Source organism: Massilia sp. METH4 (assembly GCF_037094685.1).
Classification (GTDB): Bacteria; Pseudomonadota; Gammaproteobacteria; order Burkholderiales; family Burkholderiaceae_D; genus Rugamonas.
Map to the genome: position 1 here is coordinate 6,397,748 of NZ_CP146614.1, position 23,997 is coordinate 6,421,744.

General features: G+C 67.8%; 17 protein-coding genes. 4 read left to right on the forward strand and 13 right to left on the reverse strand.

Annotated elements, in window-relative coordinates; translation table 11 throughout:
- Positions 1-21 precede the first annotated feature (21 nt).
- The 10 genes from V6Z91_RS27905 to V6Z91_RS27950 all read right to left on the reverse strand — a co-directional run bounded on the left by V6Z91_RS27905 (position 22) and on the right by V6Z91_RS27950 (position 13,960).
- Positions 22-1,935: a glycoside hydrolase family 97 catalytic domain-containing protein gene (locus V6Z91_RS27905; protein ID WP_338764028.1), complete on the reverse strand. Its 1,914-nt coding sequence runs from the start codon at positions 1,933-1,935 to the stop codon at positions 22-24.
- A gap of 252 nt (positions 1,936-2,187) precedes the next feature.
- Entirely contained in the window at positions 2,188-2,967 is a 780-nt protein-coding gene (locus V6Z91_RS27910; protein ID WP_338764030.1) for an SDR family oxidoreductase, read from the reverse strand.
- A 63-nt stretch (positions 2,968-3,030) separates the two neighbouring features.
- Positions 3,031-4,617, reverse strand: coding sequence for an aldehyde dehydrogenase (NADP(+)) (locus V6Z91_RS27915; protein WP_338764033.1), 1,587 nt, complete (start codon positions 4,615-4,617; stop codon positions 3,031-3,033).
- Positions 4,614-5,594: an AraD1 family protein gene (gene araD1 / locus V6Z91_RS27920; RefSeq protein WP_338764036.1), complete on the reverse strand. Its 981-nt coding sequence runs from the start codon at positions 5,592-5,594 to the stop codon at positions 4,614-4,616. Before araD1 ends, V6Z91_RS27915 begins: the two co-directional genes overlap by 4 nt.
- A gap of 117 nt (positions 5,595-5,711) precedes the next feature.
- Entirely contained in the window at positions 5,712-7,457 is a 1,746-nt protein-coding gene (locus V6Z91_RS27925) for an IlvD/Edd family dehydratase (RefSeq protein WP_338764039.1), read from the reverse strand.
- Positions 7,458-7,686: 229 nt separating this feature from the next.
- A complete protein-coding gene (locus tag V6Z91_RS27930; protein ID WP_338764042.1) occupies positions 7,687-8,751 on the reverse strand; it encodes an aldose epimerase family protein in 1,065 nt (354 codons plus the stop codon).
- Positions 8,752-8,771: 20 nt separating this feature from the next.
- Complete coding sequence (locus V6Z91_RS27935) at positions 8,772-9,755, reverse strand: glycoside hydrolase family 43 protein (protein WP_338764044.1); 984 nt, start codon at positions 9,753-9,755, stop codon at positions 8,772-8,774.
- Positions 9,756-9,859: 104 nt separating this feature from the next.
- Complete coding sequence (locus V6Z91_RS27940; RefSeq protein WP_338764047.1) at positions 9,860-10,816, reverse strand: glycoside hydrolase family 43 protein; 957 nt, start codon at positions 10,814-10,816, stop codon at positions 9,860-9,862.
- 24 nt (positions 10,817-10,840) lie between these two features.
- Positions 10,841-12,196: a glycoside-pentoside-hexuronide (GPH):cation symporter gene (locus tag V6Z91_RS27945; RefSeq protein ID WP_338764050.1), complete on the reverse strand. Its 1,356-nt coding sequence runs from the start codon at positions 12,194-12,196 to the stop codon at positions 10,841-10,843.
- A gap of 417 nt (positions 12,197-12,613) precedes the next feature.
- Positions 12,614-13,960, reverse strand: coding sequence for a winged helix-turn-helix domain-containing protein (locus V6Z91_RS27950; protein WP_338764052.1), 1,347 nt, complete (start codon positions 13,958-13,960; stop codon positions 12,614-12,616).
- A gap of 181 nt (positions 13,961-14,141) precedes the next feature.
- On the opposite strand from V6Z91_RS27950, the gene V6Z91_RS27955 reads away from it, so the two are divergent.
- From V6Z91_RS27955 to V6Z91_RS27965, 3 genes are all read left to right on the forward strand, one after another.
- Positions 14,142-14,780 carry a response regulator transcription factor gene (locus V6Z91_RS27955; protein WP_338764054.1) on the forward strand — a complete coding sequence of 213 codons (639 nt, stop codon included), beginning with the start codon at positions 14,142-14,144 and terminating at the stop codon, positions 14,778-14,780.
- A gap of 65 nt (positions 14,781-14,845) precedes the next feature.
- Positions 14,846-17,824, forward strand: coding sequence for a CHASE domain-containing protein (locus V6Z91_RS27960; protein WP_338764056.1), 2,979 nt, complete (start codon positions 14,846-14,848; stop codon positions 17,822-17,824).
- 7 nt (positions 17,825-17,831) lie between these two features.
- Positions 17,832-18,167 (forward strand): hypothetical protein, encoded by a 336-nt coding sequence (locus V6Z91_RS27965; protein ID WP_338764058.1) that lies wholly within the window; start codon positions 17,832-17,834, stop codon positions 18,165-18,167.
- Between the two features lie 12 nt (positions 18,168-18,179).
- On the opposite strand, the gene V6Z91_RS27970 is transcribed toward V6Z91_RS27965, so the two are convergent.
- The 3 genes from V6Z91_RS27970 to prs form a co-directional block, all read right to left on the reverse strand.
- Positions 18,180-19,676, reverse strand: coding sequence for an AMP nucleosidase (locus V6Z91_RS27970; protein ID WP_338764061.1), 1,497 nt, complete (start codon positions 19,674-19,676; stop codon positions 18,180-18,182).
- A 69-nt stretch (positions 19,677-19,745) separates the two neighbouring features.
- Positions 19,746-20,411, reverse strand: a complete 666-nt coding sequence (locus V6Z91_RS27975; protein WP_338764064.1) for a dienelactone hydrolase family protein — start codon at positions 20,409-20,411, stop codon at positions 19,746-19,748.
- Between the two features lie 81 nt (positions 20,412-20,492).
- Complete coding sequence (gene prs, locus V6Z91_RS27980; RefSeq protein WP_338764066.1) at positions 20,493-21,461, reverse strand: ribose-phosphate diphosphokinase; 969 nt, start codon at positions 21,459-21,461, stop codon at positions 20,493-20,495.
- A gap of 147 nt (positions 21,462-21,608) precedes the next feature.
- Between prs and V6Z91_RS27985 the strand changes: the two genes are divergently transcribed.
- A complete protein-coding gene (locus V6Z91_RS27985) occupies positions 21,609-23,924 on the forward strand; it encodes an ATP-binding protein (RefSeq protein ID WP_338764069.1) in 2,316 nt (771 codons plus the stop codon).
- The last annotated feature ends 73 nt before the right edge of the window (positions 23,925-23,997 follow it).

Here is a 23,997-nt window from a genome sequence, read left to right on the forward strand (position 1 = left end):
AGGGATCTCCTGATATGGTTTTTATTCGAAGACGGCCACGAAGCCGCCCCGTGCTTTCAGCTTGATGCTGGTTTTCCTGCTTGCGTCGATGCTCGTCCTGGCGAAGTCGCGCTCCGCCCTGTCGTCGGTGATCATGGTGCCGCGCTTGCCGATGAACGACAGGTCCAGCGCCACCGTGCGCTCCTCCGCCGTGCCGTTGAACCCGGCCACATACCACTTGCCGCCGGCCTGGCGGGCGATGACGGCATACTTGCCCGGTTCTCCGGCGATGAAGCGGCTGTCGTCCCAGCGTGCCGGCAGGGTGCGCAGGAAGTCCTTCACGTAGTCGGGCACGGTGGCCATGCCTTGCGGGACTTCGGCGAAATGCTGGATGCCCGAGACGAACAGCACGGATTCGGCCAGTTCGAAGCCGTTGCGCGTCTTGCGCTCGATCTTCGGAATGTCGGCGAACACCATCGGCGTGAAGTCCATCGGGTCGAACAGGTTGCGCGTGAACGGCAGCATGGCGGCGTGGCCGGCGATCGGGTCCTGGTCCTTCTGCTCGAAGGTGCCGAATTCGAAGCCGCGCACCGCTTCGGCCGTCACCAGGTTCGGCCAGGTGCGCGACCAGCCGCGCGGCAGGGTGGCACCGTGGAAGTTGACGAGCAGTTGCGCTTCGTAGGCGTCGCGCAGGATGCCCACGTAGTAGTCGATCATCGACTGGCCGTCGCCGCCGAAGAAGTCCACCTTGATGCCCTTGACGCCCATCTGGCGCAGCTTCGCGAACTCGGCGCGGCGGTCGGCGGCGGTCAGCAGCTTGGCGCGCGGGGTCATGTCGGTGTCGTTCCACGCCCCGGCCGAGTTGTACCAGACGAGGATGCCGACATTTTTTTGCTTCGCGTAGTCCACGAGCTGTTTGACTTGTTCATAGCCGATCTTCTGGTCCCAGTAGGCATCGATCAGCGTGTATTCCCAGCCCATGTCGGCCGCGTAGTCGATGAACTGCTTTTGCGTACCGAAGGTCGTGAAATCGTCCTTCAGGATCGCCCAGCTCCACGAGGAGTGGCCGGGCTTGACCCATTCGGGGATGCCCTCCGTCGCCGGCGCCGCCAGGTCGGTACCCAGCGTGGAATCGACGACGGTGCCGAGGCTGCCGATCGCCAGCACGCGCCACGGCGTGGTCATCTGGCCCGTCGCGATGGGCAGCAAGGCGCCATCGGTGAAGGTCTCGGCGGGCGCCGGACCGGCGATGCGGTACACGCCGCCCTTCGACTGCGCGTGCAGGCGGGAGGCGTGGAAGGAACCGTCCAGGTTCGCCTCCGTCAAGGCCACGTACGTGTCCCCCGTGCGGAACAGCGCCGGGAACACCCAGCCCGCCGGCAGGGGCGACGGCGTGCCGACCGGGATATCGACCCGGTAGTGCTCCTCGTAGGAAGGATTGGTGCGCGCGAAGCCCGTCTTCGCGACGGACATCGGCTGCAGCCACGCGCGTGCCGTGGCCGGGAGGGCGAAGCTGGTCGCCTCTTCCTTGAACTTCAGTTGCGGCGCGCGCGCCGTGTAGCGGAACGCCACGCCGTCGTTCGACACGCGGAACGTGATCTCGAGCGCCTGCTTGTCGGCGTTCAGGTAGCGCCACGTGCGCTCGTTGGCAGCGTAGGTAACGTTGCGGCGCTTGCCGGCGACGAGCTCATAGCTTTCGTTGACCACGCGCTCGGCCGACACGTCCTGCTGCGCGAACTGCCTCGTGAAATCGGCGTTATCGAACGACAGCCCGAGCGCCGACTCGCGCAGTACCGGCTTGCCGCCGCGCGCGATCCTGTAGGTGACCGCGCCATCATCCGTCTGCGCGACGGTGACGGCCAGCTTGCCGTCGGGGCTGGTGAGGGTTTGCGTGGTCGGCTGGGCAAAAGCGACGGCAGGCGCGGCAAGGGCCGACGCCGCCAGAATCCGGAACATGGCAGGTTTCATGTCGTTAACGATGAAAGGCGCCACCGAAGGCGGCGTGCTGCGATCGGAACTACTGATGGGTTATAGCCGAGCCCGTGTCTCGCGGTGCCTGGCACTGCGAGATACGAACTCAGCCATTACTACCGATCAGCTCGTGTCTCGTGGGGTCAGACCCCAGTGACACAGCCTGAACAATAAGTACTGCCGAGCTCGTGTCCCATGGTGCCTGGCACCAAGAGACACGAGCTCGGCTGTAGTGGCTTAAACCCAGCCCGCGTCGACGATGAATTCCTGCCCGGTGCACATGGCGCTGTCGTCCGCGCCCAGGAACAGGATCATGGCGGCCACGTGCTCCGGCATCAGCTTGCCCGGCAGGCATTGGGCGCGCTTGATCTCGGCTTCGCCGGCGGCGTCGACCCATAGGTCGATCTGCCGCTGGGTCATCACCCAGCCGGGCGTGACGGTGTTGACGCGGATGTTGTACGGGCCGAAGTCGCGCGCCAGGCAGCGCGTCAGGCCGATCACGGCGGCCTTGGTGGTGCCGTAGACGGGGTAGCCGGCGTTCTTGGCGTGCCACGACATGGAGCTGATGTTGATGATCGAGCCGCCGCCCTTCTTCTTCATGCCCTCGAGAACGGACTGGCAGGTGAAGAACATCGGCCGCTGGTTGATCGCGATGCGCTCGTTCCAGTATTCCAGCGTCACCTCTTCCGGCTTGTGGCGCTGGTCGTTCGCGGCGTTGTTGACGAGGATGTCGAAGTCGCCAATCTCCGCCGCCAGTTCGGCAATCGTGTTCTGCAGCGCGGGAATGTCGGTGATGTCGCAGTAGCGGTACAGCGGCGCCGGATGGCCGGCGGCCTTGATGCGCTCGACCAGCGCCAGGCTCGCTTCCTTGGCGATGTCGACGAACGCCACGACGGCGCCCTGCTCCGCGTAGGAAGCGACGATCGCCTCACCGATGCCGGTGCCGCCACCGGTGACGAAAACGCGCTTGCCGCGCAGGCTGCCGAACTTGGCCGCGCTGTTGGCCGATTCACTCATGCTCTTGTCTCCCTGTTGTTCCAACCTTGTGTTCCAACCTCATGGTCCAACTCTTGAACCCGTTCATTCCTTGCCCAGCACGCCGTCGCGGCGACGCCAGATCCCCAGCGGGTTCCCGTCGCGCAGCGCTTCCGGCAGCAGCCGCTGCGGCAGGTTCTGGTAGCACACCGGGCGCAGGAAGCGCAGGATGGCACCGGTACCCACCGAGGTGCTGCGCCCGTCGGACGTGGCCGGGAACGGCCCGCCGTGCACCATCGCCGTCGACACTTCCACGCCGGTCGGGAAGCCGTTGGCCAGGATGCGGCCGACCTTGCGTTCCAGCGCCGGCAGCAGCGTTTCGGCCGCTTCGATGTCGCTCTCTTCCAGCTGCAGCGTGGCCGTCAGCTGGCCTTCCAGGTGATCCGTCACCCGGCGCATTTCTTCCACGTCGCGGCAGGCCACCAGCAGCGAGGCCGGGCCGAACACCTCGCCATGCAGCGCCTTCTGCGCCAGGAACGCATCGGCGGAGGTGACGAACAACGCCGCCCCGCCCCTGCCCTCTTCCTGCTCGGCCAGTGCCAGCGTCTTCACGCTTTGCTGGCCAGCCAGCGCCTTCACGCCCTGCTGGTACGCGGAGGCAATGCCCGCGGTCAGCATCGGGCCCGCGGCGACGCCACCCAGCGCGGCGGCAGCCGCGTGAGCAAAGGCGTCGAACTCCGGGCCGGCGATGCCGAGCACCAGGCCGGGATTCGTGCAGAACTGGCCCACGCCCAGCGTGAGCGAGCCGGCGAACTGCTGCGCGATCTCGGCACCGCGCGCCTTCAGGGCGCCCGGCAGCAGGAAAAGCGGGTTAATGCTGCTCATCTCCGCATACACGGGAATCGGCTGCGGACGCGCCGCCGCCACGGCCATCAGCGCCAGGCCGCCGAAGCGCGAACCCGTGAAGCCGACCGCCTGGATGTCGGGATGCGCGACCACTTTCTGGCCGATCTCGTTGCCCACGCCCGTCAGCAGGGCGAACACGCCGGCCGGCAAGCCGCACAGTTCGACGGCCCTGGCGACCGCGCGTCCGACCAGCTCCGAGGTGCCGGGATGCGCGGGGTGCGCCTTCAGCACGACCGGGCAACCGGCCGCGAACGCGGAAGCCGTATCGCCGCCGGCCACGGAAAACGCCAGCGGGAAATTCGATGCGCCGAACACGGCCACGGGGCCGACGCCGATCAGGCGATAGCGCAGGTCCGGCCGCGGCGGCGCGCGCTCCGGCAGCGGCGTGTCGATGCGCACGTCGCGGTACGAACCTTCGCGCAGCAGATCGCCGAACAGCTTCAATTGATTGACGGTACGCCCACGCTCGCCTTCCAGGCGCGCGCGCGGCAGCCCCGTCTCGGCCATCGCGCGCTCGATCAGGCCGTCGCCGATGGCCAGGATCTGCTCGGCCACCGTATCGAGGAATGTCGCGCGCTCGGCATCGGTCGTGGCGCGGAAGGTGTCGAAGGCGGCGCCGGCCAGGCGGCAGGCTTCATCGATCTGGCCCGCCTCGGCCGTGTGGAACTCCGGCTCCATGTGGCCATTGACGTTCGGGTTCCACGCCCTGAACGCGCTGCCCGTGCCCTTGACGGCGAGGCCGCCGATCAGCGACTCGCCGGTGATGACGCAGTATTCCTGGCTCATAAGGCCTTGACCTGCGCGACCTGGGTTTCCACTACGGCCAGCTTGTTGCGCAGCGCCGGACCAAAGGCCGGGGCTTCGACTTCGAAGGACTCGCCCGGCTGCACCGAGATATTGTCCGCGAAGCTCAAGGTGGCGGTGCCGAAGAAGTGGATGTGCACGTCGCCCGGGCGCTTGAACAGCTGGTACTTGAAGTGATGGTGCTCCAGGTTGGCGATGGTGTGCGACATATTGTTCTCGCCGGAGACGAACGCCTTTTCCCAGCGCACTTTACCTTCGATGTCCAGCACGCGCGACACGCCGTCGATGTGCGCCGGCAGCTCACCCACCAGCAGGGCCGGGCCCACGCCGCACACGCGCAGCTTCGAGTGCGCCAGGTACAGGTAGTTCTGGCGTTCCGTCACGTGGTCGGAGAATTCGTTGCCGATCGCAAAACCCAGGCGGTAAGGCTGGCCATCGTCGCCGATCACGTACAGGCCGGCGATTTCCGGCTCTTCACCGCCGTCGAGCGCGAAGTCCGGCATCACCAGCGGCTCGCCGGTGGCGGCCACGATCGAGCCGTCGCCCTTGTAGAACCATTCCGGCTGCACGCCGGCTTCGCCCGCCGCGGGCTTGCCGCCCTCCACGCCCATGCGGAACATCTTCATGGAGTCGGACAGGGTCTCGACGTCGCCGCCGATCTTCTTGTGCATCGCGTCGCGCGCGTCCGCCGAGCCCAGGTGGGTCAGGCCGGTGCCGGTGACATAGGTGTGGGCGGCGTCTTCATGGTCCAGTGGCGCCAGCGGGGTCACGTCGGCGTAGGCGACGGTGGTCGAGCCGACGGAGGCTTCGGCGAGCGCGGCGATGCCCTGCTTGTTGCGGATCGCGGCTTGCGCCAGCGCGTAGGTGGTGGTGTAGCCGTCGATCACGCGCAGCGTGTCGTTTTCCAGGATGCCGATCTGGCGGGCGCCTTCTTTGTTCTTGAACTGTACGAGCAGCATAGTGAGGTCTCCTGAAGCCTTGCCGCGAGCCGTGCCGCGGTGGTCTGGTTTGAATGTGGGTGCCGGCGCCGCCACGAGGGGGAGTGGGCGGCGGCGCCGGCGGAGAACGGTCCGGGCTTAGTGCGAGTGCTTCGGCACGGCGGCACCGCGGGTGCCGACCAGGAAGTCGAAGTCGCAGCCTTCGTCGGCCTGCAGCACGTGATCCACGTACAGCTGGGCATAGCCGGACTTCGGCAGGTCCTTCTTCGCTTCCTCGGCGCGGGCGGCCAGGCGCTGGGCCATCTCTTCGTCCGAGATCTCGAGATCGAGGCGGCCGCCGGCGCAGTCCAGCGACACGATGTCGCCATCCTTGACGATGCCCAGCGGGCCGCCGGCCATGGCTTCGGGGGCCACGTGCAGCACCACGGTACCGTAGGCTGTGCCGCTCATGCGCGCGTCGGAGATGCGCACCATGTCCTTGATGCCCTTGGCCAGGATCTTCGGCGGCAGGCCCATATTGCCCACTTCCGCCATGCCCGGATAACCCTTCGGGCCGCAGTTCTTCATCACCAGCACGCAGTTTTCATCGACGTCCAGGTCCGGGTCCATGATGCGCGACTTGTAGTGGTCGAAGTCCTCGAACACGATGGCGCGGCCGCGGTGCTGCATCAGGTGCGGCGAGGCGGCGGAAGGCTTGAGCACGGCGCCGCGCGGCGCCAGGTTGCCGCGCAGGATGCAGATGCCGCCATCCTTGATCAGCGGGTTATCGATCGGACGGATCACTTCCTCGTCGTAGATCGGCGCTTCCTTGTTGTTTTCCCAGATCGTCTTGCCGTTGGCGGTCAGCGCGTTCGGGTTCGGCAGCAGGCCGTTCTCGCCCAGGCGGCGCAGCACGCCCGGCAGGCCGCCGGCGTAGTAGAACTCTTCCATCAGGAAGCGGCCAGACGGCAGCAGGTCGACGACGGTCGGCGTGCCGCGGCCCACGCGGGTCCAGTCTTCCAGCTCGAGCTCCACGCCCATGCGGCCGGCGATCGCCTTCAGGTGGATGACGGCGTTGGTGGAACCGCCGATGGCTGCGTTCACGCGGATCGCGTTTTCAAACGCTTCGCGGGTCAGGATCTTGGACAGGCGCAGGTCTTCCCACACCATCTCGACGATGCGCATGCCGGACATGTGGGCCAGCACATAGCGGCGCGCGTCCACGGCCGGAATCGCGGCGTTGTGCGGCAGCGACGTGCCCAGCGCTTCGGCCATGCACGCCATCGTGGAAGCGGTGCCCATCGTGTTGCAGGTGCCGGCCGAGCGCGAGTGGCCCGCCTCGGCGGCCAGGAAGTCGTGCATCGAGATTTCGCCGGCCTTCACCTGTTCGTGCAGCTGCCAGACGGCGGTGCCGGAACCGATCGACTTGCCGTTCAGCTTGCCGTTCAACATCGGGCCACCGGTAACGACGATCGCCGGCACGTCGCAGGAAGCGGCGCCCATCAGCAGTGCCGGGGTGGTCTTGTCGCAGCCGACCAGCAGCACGACGGCATCCATCGGATTGCCGCGGATCGATTCCTCGACGTCCATCGACGCCAGGTTACGGGTCAGCATGGCGGTCGGGCGCAGGTTCGACTCGCCGTTCGAGAAGACGGGGAACTCCACCGGCCAGCCGCCGGCTTCGATGATGCCCTTCTTGACATGCTCGGCGAGCTTGCGGAAGTGGGCGTTGCAGGGGGTCAGCTCCGACCAGGTGTTGCAGATACCGATGATGGGCTTGCCCTGGAACTCATGGTCGGGAATGCCCTGGTTCTTCATCCAGCTGCGGTACATGAAGCCGTTCTTGTCCTGGGTGCCGAACCATTCGGCGGACCGCAGTTTCACATTCTTTTTCGTCTCAGACATTCGCTTCTCCAGAGTTGTTCTGCGCCCGGCGAATTGGCAGTCCTCGTCGAGCTTTGGTTTCCGAATGTTAAAGAAGGGAATGATGTTATTCCAATGAATAAAAAACTGTCAGCGATATGAAAAAAGGTATCGGCGGAGAAAATGTTGCACAAAAAATGGGGACGGACCCCATTTTCCAGGAAATATTTCCCGAAAAATGGGGTCCGTCCCCATTTTTGATGCAACAAATTCAGGGCTGAACGGTAAACCGGTACAGCGAACGCGTCGAATACGTCTCCCCCGGCCGCAGGATCGTATTCGGATACTCGGGCTTATTCGGCGAATCCGGATAATGTTGCGGCTCCAGGCACAGCGCTTCCCGGTGCCCGTAGCGCCAGCCCTTGCCGAACAGCGTGCCGTCCAGGAAGTTGCCGCTGTAGAACTGCACGCCCGGTTCCTGCGTATACAGTTCCAGCACGCGGCCCGAGCCCGGGTCGCGCAGGATGGCGGCCAGGCTCAGCACTTTCGATTCGGGCTTGTTCAGCACGAAGTTGTGGTCGTAGCCCAGGCCGTTCTTCAATTGCTCGTCGACCGTGTCGATGGCCGAGCCGATCGTGCGCGGAGTGCGAAAGTCGAACGGCGTGCCTTCCACCGAGGCCAGCGGGCCGAGCGGGATCGAGTTCGCGTCGATCGGCGTGTAGCGGTCGGCGTTGATCACCAGTTCGTGGTCCAGGATCGAACCGCGGCCGGCCAGGTTGAAGTAGGCGTGTTGGGTGAGGTTGACGGGCGTGGCCTTGTCGGTCGTTGCGTGGTATTTCACCAGCAGCTCGTTGGCGTCGTTCAGCTCATACGTGACCGTCACCTCCAGGGTGCCCGGGTAGCCGTGGTCGCCGTCCGGGCTCGTGAGGGTGAGTTTCAGGCCGATCGTCAGGTCCGTCACCAAGGGGACGGCGTGCCACACCTGCTTGTGGAAGCCGAGCGAACCGCCGTGCAGGTGGTTCGGGCCGTTGTTCACCTCGAGCTGCACGGTTTGCCCGTCGAGCTGGAAGCGCCCGCCGGCGATGCGGTTGCCGTAGCGGCCGATCAGCGCGCCGAAGTACGGCACCTCGTCCGTGAAGTACGGCGCCGCCTCGTTGAAACCGAAGGTGACGTCGGCCAGGTTGCCGTGCTTGTCCGGCACGTGCAGCTCGGTGATGATGCCGCCGTAGTTCGTGATCTTGACGACCATGCCGCTGCGGTTGCGCAGCGTATAGAGGCTCAGCGACTGGCCGTTCGGCGCCGTGCCGAACGGTTCCTGCTCAATGCTCAATTCCATTCGTATCATCCATGAAGGCGTCACCGCAAGGAGGCGCGCCCGAAGTCGGGGACGCCATCCTCGCGCCAACGCAGAGGTTTGACGAAGGTATGGCGATCCGGATTCCACAACGGATCACCTTCGATTTCAGTATAAGTCCGCGCATGGTACACGAGGAGCACGGTTGCCCCATCCTCGGCCACCGTGAAACTGTTGTGCCCCGGCCCGTAGATGCGATGTTCGGCGCAGGTCTGCAGCACCGGGTCGCGCGACTTCGTCCACGTGGCGGGGTCCAGCAGGTCCGCTTCCTCGTCGGCCCAGAGCAAGCCCATTGCGTAGTTATGGTCCGTGGCGCTGGCCGAGTAGGTGATGAAGACCTTGCCGTTCTTCTTCAGCACCGAGGGTCCCCCGTTGACGAGGAAGCCGCGGCATTCCCAGTCGTGTTCCGGCTTGCTGAGCATGACCGGCTCGCCGTCGATCTGCCAGGGCGTCTTCATCGGCGCGATATACAGGTTCGAATTGCCCTCGATCTCCTCGTGCTTCTGCGCCCACAGGTAGTACAGCCGGCCCTTGTGCGTGAAGGTGGTGGCATCCAGGCAGAACGTGTCCATGCCCGTGTCGACCTGGCCCAGGAATTCCCACGGCCCATCGAGCGGGTTCGCGTTGGTATTGCGCAGCACGTACATGCGGTGCTGGAACAGCTTGTTCCGGATTTCGCGCGACGGCGCCGCCGCGAAGTACACGTACCACGCGCCCCCGATGAAATGGATCTCGGGGGCCCAGATCAGCGCCGAGCACGGACCGTCGGCCGGCTTGCGCCACACGCTGCGCGTCTGCGCGGAAGCCAGCCCCTCGATCGTCTTCGCGCGGCGCAGTTCGATGCGGTCGTACTGCGGCACGGACGCGGTGAAGTAGTAATAGCCGTCCGTGTGGCGATAGATATAGGGGTCGGCGCGCTGCTCGATCAGCGGTTCCACGAGGTCGCCCACTTCATTCTCCATTTCCAGAAATTCAGCCTGCCACATGGTCTTGCCTTTCGCATGTCGTGCCATCGGGGTAGAAGAAGCCAGGGATCGCCGCCGGGGCCTGGCTGGCGGGCCGGCCGGCATGCAGGCAATCAGCCGAACCGTCAGGCAACCGAAGGCCGCCCGAAGATGGGCATGCCGTTCTCGTCCCAGCGCAGCGGCTTGACGAAGGTATGGCGGTCCGGGTTCCACAGCGGGTCGCCGATGATTTCCGTGTAGGTGCGGGCGTGGTAGACGAGCATCACGCCTTCGCCGTCTTCCGAGACGGTGAAGGAATTGTGGCCGGGGCCGTAGATGCCGTGTTCCAGGCAGCTTTGCAGCACGGGCTCCTTCGACTTCGTCCACGATGCCGGGTCCAGCAGGTCGGCGTTCTCGTCGGCCCACAGCAGGCCCATCGCGTATTCGATGCCCGTGCCGCTCGCGGAATACGTGATGAAGATCTTGCCGTTGCGTTTCACGACAGACGGGCCTTCGTTGACCCAGAAGCGCTCGATTTCCCAGTCGTATTCGGGCTTGGAGAGCATCACGGGCTTGCCCGCGATCGTCCAGGGATTCTTCATCGGCGCGATGTACAGGTTCGAATTGCCGCGGATTTCCTTGTCCTTCTGCGCCCACAGGTAGTACAGCTGGCCCTTGTGCGTGAAGGTGGTGGCGTCCAGGCAGAACGTGTCGATGCCCGTGTCGATCTGGCCCATGAACTCCCACTCCCCTTCCAGGGGATTGGCGTTCTGGTTGCGCACGCAGTACATGCGGTGCTGGAACAGGTCGTCCTTGATCTCGCGGCTCGGCGCGGCGGCGAAGTACACGTACCAGGCGCCTTCGTTGAAGTGCAGTTCCGGCGCCCACAGCAGCTCGCTGTACGGGCCGCTGTCCGGCTTCGTCCACACGTCCTTCGGCTCGGCCTCGGCCAGTCCGGCGATCGTGGTGGCGCGGCGGATCTCGATGCGGTCGTACTGCGGCACCGAGGCCGTGAAGTAGTAATAGCCGTCGCTGTGGCGGTAGATGTGCGGGTCGGCGCGCTGCAGGATCAGGGGGGCGAGTTTTTCGACAGTTTCGGTCATGATATTACTTTCGTTCGTTCAGAATCAGCCGGCCGCATAGCCCAGCTTGTGCATGTCGGCCTTCAGCGCGACATAGTAGGAATCGTTGATGCGGTACTTCAGCATCAGCAATCCCATCAACAGGTGGAAGAAGCCGGGGATCACCGACAGCATCATGGCGATGCCTGTCATGGCGAATGCCGTCTGCGGCTGGTTCGGCTGGTAGCCGAAATAGGCCAGCAGCATGCCCACCATGAGGCCGCCCACGCCCATGCCGATCTTCTGGCCCACGGAGATGCCGCCGTAGGCGAAGCCGGAGACGCGCTTGCCGCTCTTGATGTGGCCATAGTCGATGGTCTCGGCGATGGCGGACCAGAACACCGGCGCGTGCAGGTCGACCACCAGCGACAGCAGGAAGTACAGCATGAAGGCCAGCGCCGTATCGCCCGGCTTCACGCCCACGTACAGCAGCACGCTGATGATCGCCACGGCGATCTGCGAGAACGCGAACAGCTTGACCTTGCAGTAGTACTTGGTGATCCACGTGGACACCACCATCGCGCAGATCGCGGCCGAGACGCCGGTCGCCATGAAGGCTTTCAGGGTGACGGAATCAAAGCCCATGTAGTACTGGCCGTAATGCAGCGCCACCGCGTTGCGCACCACGTAGCCGATGGTGCCCACGACGCAGGCACCGGCCAGCAGCAACCACTGGTCGTTCTGGAACAGCAGCTTGGCCTGGCTCCACAGCGACTGGCGCACCACCACGTGGTGCACGCGCTCCTTCGTGGTGAAATAGCAGAACAGGAACATCGTCACACCGAGCGCGGCCATCACGGCCATCGCGGACTGGTAGGCGCCGGCCACGTTGCCGTTGACGGTCCAGCGTTCGGCCAGCAGCGGCACGCCGACCACCACCAGGAAGCCGGCAATCTTGGCGAAGAACAGGCGGTAGCCGTTCGCCGACAGGCGCTCCTTCGGATCGCTGGTGATCGCGCTGGGCAGCGAAATATAGGGAATGCCGACTCCGGAGGTGATCAGCGTCATCAGGATATACGCGCAGTAGGCCCAGATCAGCTTGGCCGTATAACCCCATTCGGGGGTGCTGAAGACAAGGAACACGGTCACGCCGAACGGCACGGACAGCCAAGCCAGCCAGGGGCGGTAACGGCCGAAACGGGTGGTGACGCGGTCGGTGATCTGGCCCATCGCCAGGTCGCTGAAGGCGCCCACGATCTTCACCACGAAGAACAGGATGCCCATGTCCACCGGGTGGAGTCCGTAGATGTCGGTGTAGAAGAACGTGATGAACAGCAGCATCGACGAAATCACGACGTTCAGCGCCATGTCGCCGGCGCCGAAGCCGACCTTCTCCAGCGTGGATAGTTTTTGTGTCTCCATGTCTTCCTCTTCAATAACACGCCTGCGCGGACCACGGGCCCGCGCAGGCATGCGGTGCCGCCGGGCGGCACCGGTACTTCGACCGCGCGGCGGCATGACCGCGCGCGCGGACCAATGGGCGGACCGTGCCGGCTCGGGCCGGCGGCGATACGCGGAAACGTTCGGGATGGAAGAAGTGGGCCAGGCATGCCGGCACCCGGGAGAGGGGCTTCAAGTCTCCGACGTTTCTTTTGCTTTTATGGTTGTGCAGTATGGAACTGCTGGCCTGGACCGATCTTAGGCGCCGGGCCGAAAACGATCCAATCAAATTTTACCAATTTGCAATATCGATTTTGGTATCGCTTGCGCAGGAACGACGCAAACCGATCAGATCGGTGAGCATTTTAAGGTGTCTGGAAAATTTTTAGAAAGCAATAATTATGAACTGCCGAGCAACAAGGCGTACGCCCGTGTCGTGGCGAGGACTCGGAAGCGGGCCTGGCGGCCATGCTCGACGACGAGGAGCGAGTGCGCAGCCAGGGTCGCCAGGCTGTCGATGGTGTCGTAGCACGATTGCGCGGGCCGCAGCAGCGCGGCCGCCTCGTCGAGCGTGAACCACGACGGCAGCGCGGCGATACGGCGCAGGGCATCCTGCGCCGCCAGCGGCAGCAGGACGAAGCTCCGGTCCAGTGCCGCGCGCAGCGTGCGGTGGCGCGGCGCGACCGCGCGCCGGCCCGCCTGCAACAGCCAAGCCATGTCGTCCAGCCCCGCCGCCACCCCGCGCAGGCCCAGTGCCGGCACTTGGGCCGCCGCCAGTTCGATCGCCAGCGGCAGGCCGTCGAGCCTGCGGCAAATCGCCGCGACCAGGGGGAGATCGGCCTTGGCGGGGGCGCAGGATGCGCCGGCCGCCGCCGCGCGCGCCAAGAACAGCGCGACGCCGGCGCTGCCGGCCAGCCGGGCGGCATCCGTTTCATCCGGCGCTGGCAAGTCGAGCGTGGGCACGCGCACGACCGCTTCCCCGGCGGCCAGCAGCGGTTGCCGGCTGGTGGCCAGCACGCACAGTTGCGGCCACGCTTCCAGCAGCACTTCCGCCAGGCGGCTGCACGCTTCGGCCAGGTGCTCGCAGTTGTCCAGAACGAGCAGCAGCGGCGGGCGTGGCAGGCGGCGCGCCAGCGCGGCGCCCGCGGTCCATCCCTGCCCCGCCTCCAGCCCCAGGGCTTCGGCCACGCAGGCGAGCATGCCCTCCTCCGTGGCGGCGGCATCGAGTTCGGCCCAGGCCATCGCGCCGCCATGGCGGTGCGCCGCCGCGAGCGCCAGCGCGCTCTTGCCGATGCCGGGTGCGCCGGCCAGCGTGACGAAGCGGGTCGCGGCCACTCCGGCCACGACCGCATCGACCAGGGCCGCGCGCCCGACAAGTGTGGCGACCGGTGGCGGCACACGCGGCCGATCGGCACCACCGGCTTCCACACTTCCGGCGAAGACGTAGCCGCGCCCGGCCACCGTGCCGATCAGGGCCCTGTCCTCCGCCAGCACGCGGCGCAGCGCGGCGATCTGCACGCGCAGGTTGCCGTCGTCGATGTCCTGGCCGGGCCAGGCGCGGCGCAGCAGGTCGCCCCGGCTCAGCACGCGGCCGCCCGCATCGATCAGCGCGTGAAGCAGACTGCCTGCACGCTGTCCCAGCGACACGGCCGGGCCGCCGGCGGTGCGCAACTCGCAGCGCTGCGGGTCGAACGTGTGGCGTCCGAACGCAATCGCACCGGTAACGGATGTGTCGTGGCTTTCCATGGCGGCAGCGTACGCGGCGGCGACACCGCGGCCCATCCCATAAAGGGGCCTGGGCCGCTGCCCCGATATGGCGGCAAGCCGATCCCCCGATAGGGGAAGACCCGCCGCGAGGGGCTGCCAGCCCGCGGCACCGCGTGTAAGATGCGGATTTTGGTCTACAGGCGCGAGCGGGAGCGACAGCATGCGGGACACTTTGGACGGCGCGCCGGTGCGCGTGATGGTGGTCGACGACCATCCGTTGATGCGCGAAGGTATCGCCGCCGTGCTGTCGATCGGCGGGCGCTTCGAACTGGTGGCCGAAGCGGGCGACGGCCGGGCCGCGATCGAGCTCTACGTGCGCCACCGGCCCGACGTGGTGCTGATGGACCTGCAGATGCCGGTGATGAACGGGCTCGATGCGATCGTGGCGATCCGCGAGATCGCGCCGCACGCGCGCATCATCGTGCTCACCACTTACAAGGGCGACGTGCAGGTGCTGCGCGCGCTGAAGGCCGGGGCCATGGGCTATCTGTTGAAAAGCATGCTGCGCACCGAACTGGCCGAGGCGATCGGCCGCGTGCACGCCGGCCAGCGCCACATCCCGCCCGAGATCGCCGTGGAGCTGGCGGCCCATATCGATGCCGATGCGTTGTCCGCCCGCGAAACGGAAGTCCTGAGCCTGGTTGCGGACGGCAACTCCAACAAGCGCGTGGCCCAGGCGCTGGGCATCGCCGAGGAGACCGTGAAAGCCCATATGAGCACGGTGCTCGGCAAGCTGGGCGCGCGCGACCGCACGCATGCGGTGACGATAGCGATCCGCCGCGGAATTTTGGAACCGTAATATTCATCTCTGAATCAATAGTAAACGGGCGCTGACGAGCCGGCCGGGGGAGTACCATGGCGGGCATGCCGACTTCCTCCTACCTGCCTCCGCCGCCCGGCCGCATGGCGCGCCTGCTGCCGCTGCTGTTCGCGACCGGCACGCTGTGCGCAGGGCTGGTGGCAACCGCCTGGGTGTGGAACGGTTTGCGCACCAGCCACGATGCCCAGTTGCGGGCCGAGTTCGACTACCGCGTGCGCGAGCTGCAGCTGCGGATCGGCCGCCGCATGGCCACCTACCAGCAGGTCCTGCGCGGCGCGCAAGCCTATGCGCTGGCCACCCAACCGCTGCCCGGTTCCGCGGCCTTTCGCACTTATGTGGGAACGCTGCAATTGCGCGAGTACTATCCGGGCATCCAGGGCATCGGCATCGCCCTGCTGGAACGCGCGGCCGATGCGCCGGTGGACGGCGCGGCCACCGCGGTCGTGATGATCGAGCCGCTCGACGTGATGAACCGCCGTGCCCTCGGCTACGACATGTTCGCCGAGCCGGCGCGCCGTGCGGCGATGGAGCGCGCCCGCGACACCGGCACGGCCGCCCTCACCGGCCAGGTGCGGCTGGTGCAGGAAGGCAGCGGCGCCGGGCAGCCCGGCTTCCTGATGTACCTGCCGCTGTACCGGGGCACCCCGTTGACCGTGGCCGAGCGCCGCGCCAGCCTGTATGGCTGGGCCTACGGCGCCTTCCGCATGCACGATTTCATGGGCGGCCTGAACGGCGAGCGCGAGGAAGACCTGCAAGCAACCGTGTACGACGCCGTGGCCGAGCCGCGCAGCTGCATGTATGGCTGCGCCCAGGCGCAGGGCAGCGCGCGCCTGGACGTGCTGCACCCACTCGACATCGGCGGCCGCAGGTGGCTGCTGCGAGTGCGCAGCAATCCCGCCTTCGAGCGGCGCATGGCGTCCCAGCAGGCAGGGTGGGCCGGCGCGGCCGGCATCATCGTCAGCATGCTGTCGGCCACGCTCGTCCTGCTGCTGGCCCAGGGCCGCGACCGGGCACGGCAACTGGCGCGCCACATCACCGCGGACCTGCAGCAATCGTACACCACCCTGCGCCAGGAGCGCGGCCGCCTCGTCAGCATCCTCGAGAACGCCAACGACGCGTTCGTGGCCGTCGATGCCGGCGGCCGCATCATCTACTGGAACGCGCAGGCCGAACGCATCTTCGGCTGGACCGCCCACGAGGCGCGCGGGCGCCCGCTGCGCCACCTGTTCCCCGGCGAACAGCCCGAACTGGACCGCCTGCTGGCCTTCGACGACGCCGCTTTCGAGAACGGGCGCGGCCGGCGCCTGGAACTGACGGCCGCGACGCGCGAGGGCTTGCCGGTGCCTGTCGAGCTGTCCTGTTCGCGGGTGGAGGAGGCCGAGGGCGAACCGGTGCTGCACGGCTTCATGCGGGACCTGTCGGCACGAAAGGCGGCGGCCGTCCGCGAGGCCGAACGCCAGCGCGACCTGCAGCAGGCGCAGCAAGCCCTGAACCGCGCACAGAAGCTGGAAGCGGTGGGCAAGCTGACGGGCGGCGTCGCCCACGATTTCAACAATGTGCTGCAAGTCATCTACGGCAATGTGCAGGCGGTGGCGATGGCGCCGCGCGCGCCGGACGCGCCGCGCCGCCTGGAAAGCGCGCTGGCCGCCGTCGAGCGCGGCGCGAACCTGTCGCGCCAGTTGCTGGCATTCGCGCGGCGCCAGCCGCTCGAACCCGTGGTGATCAACCTGGCGTGCCTGCTGCGCAATATCGACGACCTGCTGCACCGCGCGCTGGGCGAAGGCGTGGAACTGTCGACCAGGGTGGAAGCGGGATTGTGGAACACGCTGGTCGACCCGAACCAGCTGGAAAACGTGGTGCTGAACCTGGCGATCAACGCGCGCGATGCGATGGATGGCCGCGGGCGCCTGTCCATCGAGCTGGCGAACGCGATCCTGGACGAGCATTACGCCGCCGTGGTGCCGGACGCGGTGCCCGGCGACTACGTGATGCTGGCCGTGTCCGACAACGGCAGCGGCATGCCGCCCGAAGTGCAGGACCGGATCTTCGAACCGTTCTTCACCACCAAGCCCGAGGGCGAAGGCACGGGCCTCGGCCTGTCGATGGCGTATGGTTTCGTGCGGCAGACCGGGGGCCATATCCGCGTGTACAGCGAGGTGGGCGTAGGCACCACGATGCGCCTGTACTTCCCCCGCTCGGGCGCGCCGGAGACGGCCCCGCCGCCCGACCAGGCTCCGCCGGCGGCCGGCGGCACGGAGACGATCCTGCTGGTCGACGACGACGCCGCCGTGCGCGACACCGTGGCGGCCATGCTGCGCAGCCTGCACTACACGGTGCTGGAAGCGGCCGACGCGGACGAGGCGATCCGCGCCCTGCGCGGCGACACGCCCGTCGACCTGCTGTTCACCGACGTCGTGATGCCCGGCACCCTGCCCGTCTCCGAACTGGCCCGGCTGGCCAGGCACCTGCGCCCCGGCATCGGCGTGCTGTTCACGTCCGGCTACACGCCGGAAGCGGCCCAGCATGGCGGCCGGCTCGAACCGGGCACCCACCTGCTGTCGAAACCCTACCGCCGCGACGAACTCGCGCGCAAGGTGCGCGCCGTGCTCGACGAGCGTGCCATCCCGCCTCCCGGGGCTCCCCCGGCGCCCCCCGAGCGCGTGCTGGTGGTGGAAGACAACGACGACCTGCGCGAGCTCACGTGCGAGATGATCATGGCGCTGGGCTGGCAGGCAACGGGCGTGGGCAGCGCGGAAGCGGCCCTCGAATCCCTGGCAGCCGGCGGCATCGGCGCCGTCTTCACGGATGTGCAATTGCCCGGCATGAGCGGGCTGGAACTGGCGCACCGGCTGCAGGACGATCCGGACCTGCCCGTCGTGATCGTCAGCGGGCGGGCGCTGGGCGACGACTTGCCGCCGGGCGTGCGGCTGCTCTACAAGCCGTACCGGATCGATGCCGTGGAAGAGATCCTGGCCCAGTTGCGGCTGCAGCGGCAGGAACCCGGCGAGCCGGGGATGGATTGAACGCCCCATGACCTCCCCCCGGCAATACCCCGTAACGCCGGATGGCCGCTACTTCGTCGTGAAGGGCCGGCTGTGGCGCATGAGCAATCCATCCCTCGCCCCCGGGCTGCGGCAGGAACTGGTCGAGCGCCTCATGCGGGCCCGCCGCGCGGTCGGCATCGCCATGCGCGCCGGCGACGCGGCCGCCGAACGCGCGGCCCGCGCGGCCGTCGACGAGGTCAAACGGGCGCTGGGCGAACGGGGGCCGGCGTGGTGGACCGACGGCGCGCCGGACTACAACCGGAAGATGGTGGAGAACACGCCGTATGCGGATTGGCATGCGGGGCTGGGCGACGCACCCTGACCCCGGTCCGCTCTACTGGAACGCCACCTCCGAAAAACTCCTCAGCTTACGGCTGTGCAGCCGGTCCACGCCCAGCGCGCGCAGCAGTTCCAGGGCGCGGATGCCGATGCGCAGGTGCTGGTCCACGCGGTCGCGGTAGAACTGGTTGGCCATGCCGGGCAGCTTGATCTCGCCGTGCAGCGGCTTGTCGGACACGCACAGCAGCGTGCCGTACGGCACGCGGAAGCGGAAGCCGTTGGCGGCGATGGTGGCGCTTTCCATGTCCAGCGCCACGGCGCGGCTCTGCGAGAAGCGCCGCTCGGGCGTGCGCTGCGGCAGCAGTTCCCAGTTGCGGTTGTCGGTGCTGGCCACCGTGCCCGTGCGCATCACGCGTTTCAGGTCGTGGCCCGTCAGCTGCGTGACCTCGGCCACCGCGCCCTCGATCGCCACCTGCACCTCGGCCAGCGCCGGGATCGGCACCCACAGCGGCAGGTCTTCGTCGAGCACGTGATCTTCGCGCACATAGCCGTGCGCCAGCACGTAGTCGCCCAGCTGCTGGGTGGTGCGCAGGCCGGCGCAGTGGCCCAGCATCAGCCATGCGTGCGGACGCAGCACGGCCACGTGGTCGGTGATCGTCTTGGCGTTCGCCGGGCCCACGCCGATATTGACCATGCTGATGCCGCTGCCGTCGGCACGCACCAGGTGGTAGCCCGGCATCTGCGGCAGGCGCAGCGGCGGTGCGCCCAGCGCGTCGCCGGGCTGCGCATCCTGGCCGGCGCGGCGCGTGACGAGATTGCCCGGCTCCACGAAGGCCACGTACTTGTCTTCCTCGCTGGCGGGTTCCCGGCTCATGATCGCGTGGCCGAGGCGCACGAACTCGTCGATATAGAACTGGTAGTTCGTGAACAGCACGAACTTCTGGAAGTGTTCCGGCGACGTGCCCGTGTAGTGGCGCAGCCGCTGCAGCGAATAGTCGACGCGCGGCGCCGTGAACAGCGACAGCGGCATGGCCTCGCCCGGCGCCGGGTCATGGGTGCCGTTGGCGATGCCGTCGTCCATCGCCGCCAGGTTCGGCAGGTCGAACACGTCGCGCATGAGGGCGCGGCGCTCGGGCGTCATATTGCCCTCGATGTGATCGTGCTCGGCAAACGAAAAATGGATCGGGATCGGCTGGGCCGACAGGCCCACCTCGATCTGCGCGTGCTGCTGGCCGTGGTTCTTCAGCAGCAGCCGGAACTGCTCGTGGTAGTAGCGGGCGAACAGGTCCGGGCGCGTCAAGGTGGTTTCATAGGTGCCGGGGCCCTCCACGAAGCCGTAGGACAGGCGCGTGTCGGCGCGGGCGAAGGTTTCCGTCTGTATCCGCACGAACGGGTAGCAGGCGCGCACATGGGACGGCGTTTCGCCTTCCACGAAACGCTGCAGGTGTTCGCGCAGGTGCCGGATACTGCCGTCGTAGATCTCGCGCACACGGGCCAGCGCGGCAGCGGGATCGTCGAAACGTTCGGGGGCTATGAAGGGGCGGGTGGACACGTTGGACTCCTGTTGTTGTTCTTGCTGTGATCGTATCACGCCCCGCCCGAAGACGACGACGAGGTCGCGTCATGGCGGCAGCAGCCGCGTGAGGTGGCGCGCGAACCAGTCGCGCGCGAGGACGCCGACACGCTCCAGCGCACCGGCTTCCTCGAACAGGTGGGTGGCGCCGGGCACGATCGCCAGCTCGTGCGGGCAGCGCATGGCGGCCGCCGCCTCCTCGTTCAGGCGGATCACCTCGCCGTCGTGACCGCCCACGATCAGCAGCACCGGCGCGGCGACCCGGCCCAGCGCGGCGGTGCCGGCCAGGTCGGGCCGGCCGCCGCGCGACACCACGGCGGCGATATCGCCGGGCCGCTCGGCCGCCAGCCGCAGCGCGGCGCCCGCGCCCGTGCTGGCGCCGAACAGGCCGATGGCCAGCTGCTCCGTTTCCGGCTGCATGCGCAGCCATTCGCACGCGCTGTCGAGCCGGCCGGCCAGCAGCACGGTGTCGAAGCGCAACGCCGCATCGCGTTCCTCGCCCGGGGTCAGCAGGTCGAGCAGCAGCGTGGCGCAGCCGCCTTCCCGTAAGGCCGCGGCAACATACTGGTTACGGGGGCTGTGGCGGCTGCTGCCGCTGCCGTGCGCGAACAGCACCACGCCGCGCGGCGCCTCGGCCGGAAAGGCCAGCACACCCTGCAATGCCGGGTCGCTACCGACGGCGACCTCGCGCTCCCCTGTCAGCGAATCGCTCATGGCATCCTCCTCACGCTTGCCTCATTGTCCGCCGCCGGCGCGCGCAAATAAAGGGGCGGCGCGATCGTGCCGGGCGGATGCCTACTGCAGCGGATCGGGCAGCGGCACGTCGTCCTGCAGGGCGCGGATCGCCTGGGCGAACAGTACGCCGCTGTCGAGTACCGTGAACAGTTCGCCGGCGCGATCGCCGTCCTGCACCGTGTCGGCCACGGCGCCCCCGTCCAGCCCGGCCGCGGCCAGCTTGCCGGCCGCGCCGCCGGCGAACACGGCATGGGTGGCCGCCGCCATCACGCGCGCCGCGCCGCGTTCCCGGCTGGCCTTGACGGCGCGCACCATCGTGCCGCCCGTGCCGATGATGTCGTCGAACACGATGGCAAGCTTGCCGGACACATCGCCAGCCATCAGGTCACCCGTCAATTCGCTGCCGTGCCGGTGCTTTTCCACGAAGGCCAGCGACACCGGCCGGCCCAGCTCGCGCGCCAGCGCCTGCCGCAGCCCGTCCGCCCGCCGGATGCCGCCGCCATCGGTCGCCACCACGCAGACTTCGTCGGAACCGGCCACGCTGGCGAAGTGGGCGGCGAACAGCGCGCTGCCGTCCAGGTGTTCGGTACGGCAGCGAAAGGCGTTCTGGAAAGCGGAAAGATTGTGCACGTCCAGCGCCAGTACCGTGTCGACCCCGGCGGCTTCCAGCAGTGTCGCCACGTAGCGCAGGGTGAGCGGATCGCCCGGCGCATGCCGCGTGTCCTGCCGGGCGAAGGCCACGTAGGGCAGCACGGCCGTGACGCGCGCCGCGCCGGCATCCTTCAGCGCGCCGATGAAGAACAGCAGCCGGCACAGCCGCTCGCCGCTGCCCTGCTCCGGTCCGCCGGCCAGCGAATGGATCACGCAGGCATGGCAGCCGCGCACGGCCTCCGGGGCACGCACCACGTATTCGCCATCCTCGAAATCCTTTTCGTCATGGGCGGTCAGCGGCATGCCCAGGTGCCGGGCCACGCGCTGGCCGAACGGCGCGCTACCAGCCAGCGCGAACAGGTGCAGGGGTGTGTTCATCGTCTCGTGCGGAAGTGGTGATAGTGCACATTGTAGGCGCAAGCGTCGCGGCGCCAAGGTGCGTGGGCGTACCAAACACCGGGGAAGCGATTTGTTACCATGCGCTTTCCGGCGGCGCATGGAGCCCGCCGGCACACGAAGCGCGACATGACAGCCGACACAAGCGATACCGACATCCTGATCCTCGGCCAGGCGCCGCAGGCGCGCGAATGGCTGCGCGCGCTGCCCTGCCTCGTGCGCGACACGACCGAGGCCCAGCTGGCAGCCGAGCAGCCCTGGCACGGCGTGCGGCTGATCCTGTGCGCGCCGGCCGCCGACCCGGCGCTGCTGGCCGGCCTGCGCGTGCTGCCGGCGCTGCAGGACAGCGCCATGGTGGCGCTTTCGCCCGCCTGCGACGATGGCCGCGTGGAGTTCGACGACGTAATCGACCTGGCCGCCAGCACGGCCGAGGCGTTCGCCGCGCGCATCCTCGCCACCGTGAACGGCGCCCGCGTGCGGGCCCGCCGCAACGCCCGCTACCGCCTGCTGCAACAGGTCGACGACACGTTCCGCCACCTGGACGACCCGCGCGACATCGCGCTGGCCGCCGCCGGCCTGCTCGGCAGGCACCTGCGCGTGAACCGCTGCGCGTTCGCCGACGTGGAAGCCGACGAGGACACCTTCAACCTCACCGGCGACTACACGGCGGGCGTGCCCAGCATCGTGGGCCGCTACCGTTTCGCCCAGTTCGGCGCCGCCTGCCTGGCGGCGATGCGCCGCGGCGAACCCTGGGTGGTGGAAGATGCGATGGCCGATCCCCGCGTCGGCGCCGCGGGGGCGAGCTACGGGGCCACGCATATCCGCGCGGTGATCTGCGTGCCGGTGCGGAAGGATGACCGCTTCGTGGCCGCGATGGCCGTGCACGCCGTCACGCCGCGCCGCTGGCGCACGGACGAGGTCTCGCTGCTGGTGGCAGTGGCCGAGCGCAGCTGGGAATCGATCGAACGGGGCCGCATCGCCCGCACGCTGCAGGCGAAGGAGGCGCGCTACCGCACGCTGGTCGAGACGATGTCCGCCGTGGTCTGGCACATGGATGGCGACCGCATGCGCGCCGGCGAGAACCCCAGCTGGTCGGCCTTCACCGGCCAGCTGCCGGAAGAATACGAAGGCTTCGGCTGGATGGATGCGCTGCACCCGCAGGACCGGGCCGCCGCGGCGGCCGCCTGGCAATCGGCCGCCACGCATGGCCACCCCTATGTAGCCAGCTACCGGCTGCGCCGGCACGATGGCGAATACCGGCACATGCTGTCGCGCGGCGCCGCCGTGCGCGCCTGCGCGACGGCGGTGGAATGGGTCGGCAACTGCCTGGACGTCACCGATATCCGTCATGCCCAGGAAGCACTGCGCGTCGCCAACACGCGCCTGCAATTCACGCTGGATTCCGCGCAGATCGCCGACTTCGTGTACGACCCGGCGCGCCGCCGCATCGGCGGCACCGGGCGGCTCGCCCGCCTGCTGGACTGCGAAGCGGAGGACGGCGAATGGGAGGTGGACGCCGTGGCTGCGCGCATCCACCCGGATGACCTGCCCCGGCTGGCCGGGAGCTTCCGCGCCGCGATGGACGGCAACCGGCCGTGGCGCGACGAATGCCGACTGCTCGGTGCCGACGGCAAGGAGCGCTGGGTGGCCACCCACGGCAGCCGCTACAGCGACGACGGCAACGGCTGGCGCCTGCTCGGCATCGTGTACGACATCACGGCCCACAAGCGCTCGGAGCAGGCGCTGCGCGAGGCCGATGCCCGCAAGGACGAGTTCCTGGCCATGCTGGCGCACGAGCTGCGCAACCCGCTGGCGCCGATCGGCGCGGCCGCCCAGGTGCTGGCCGTGGCAGGCATCGACCCGGCCAGGACGGCGATGGCAAGCGCCGTGATCGGCCGGCAGGTGAAGCACATGGCCGGCCTGGTCGACGACCTGCTCGACGTCTCGCGCGTGAAGCGGGGCCTGGTGCGGCTGGAGAAGCGCCGCTGCGACATGGCAACCGTGATCGCCGCCGCGGTCGAACAGGTGCGCCCGATGGTCGACCGGCGCGGCCACCAGTTGTCGGTGGCGCTGCCGGACACCGCGGTTTTCGTCGGCGGGGACGAGAAACGGCTGGTGCAGGTGGCGGCCAACCTGCTCAACAATGCGGCCAAGTACACGCCCGATAGGGGCCGCATCGACGTGTCGCTCGACGTGACCGGGGGTACCGCCGTGGTCACCGTGCGCGATAACGGGGTGGGCATGAGTGCCGACTTCCTCGAGCGCGCCTTCGATGTCTTCGCGCAGGCGGACCAGAGCATCGCGCGGTCGCAGGGCGGCCTGGGTCTGGGATTGCCGCTGGCGCGCAGCCTCGTCACCGCGCATGGCGGGGCGATCGAGTGCGCCAGCGAGGGGCCGGGGCGCGGGGCGACGTTCAGGGTGGCGTTGCCGCTGGCAAGTGGCTGAATTCCCTGGAAGATGAATCCGTCGGGTTCACCGAAGGTAATGCCCACGCAAGCGCTGCGGCAACAAAACATCG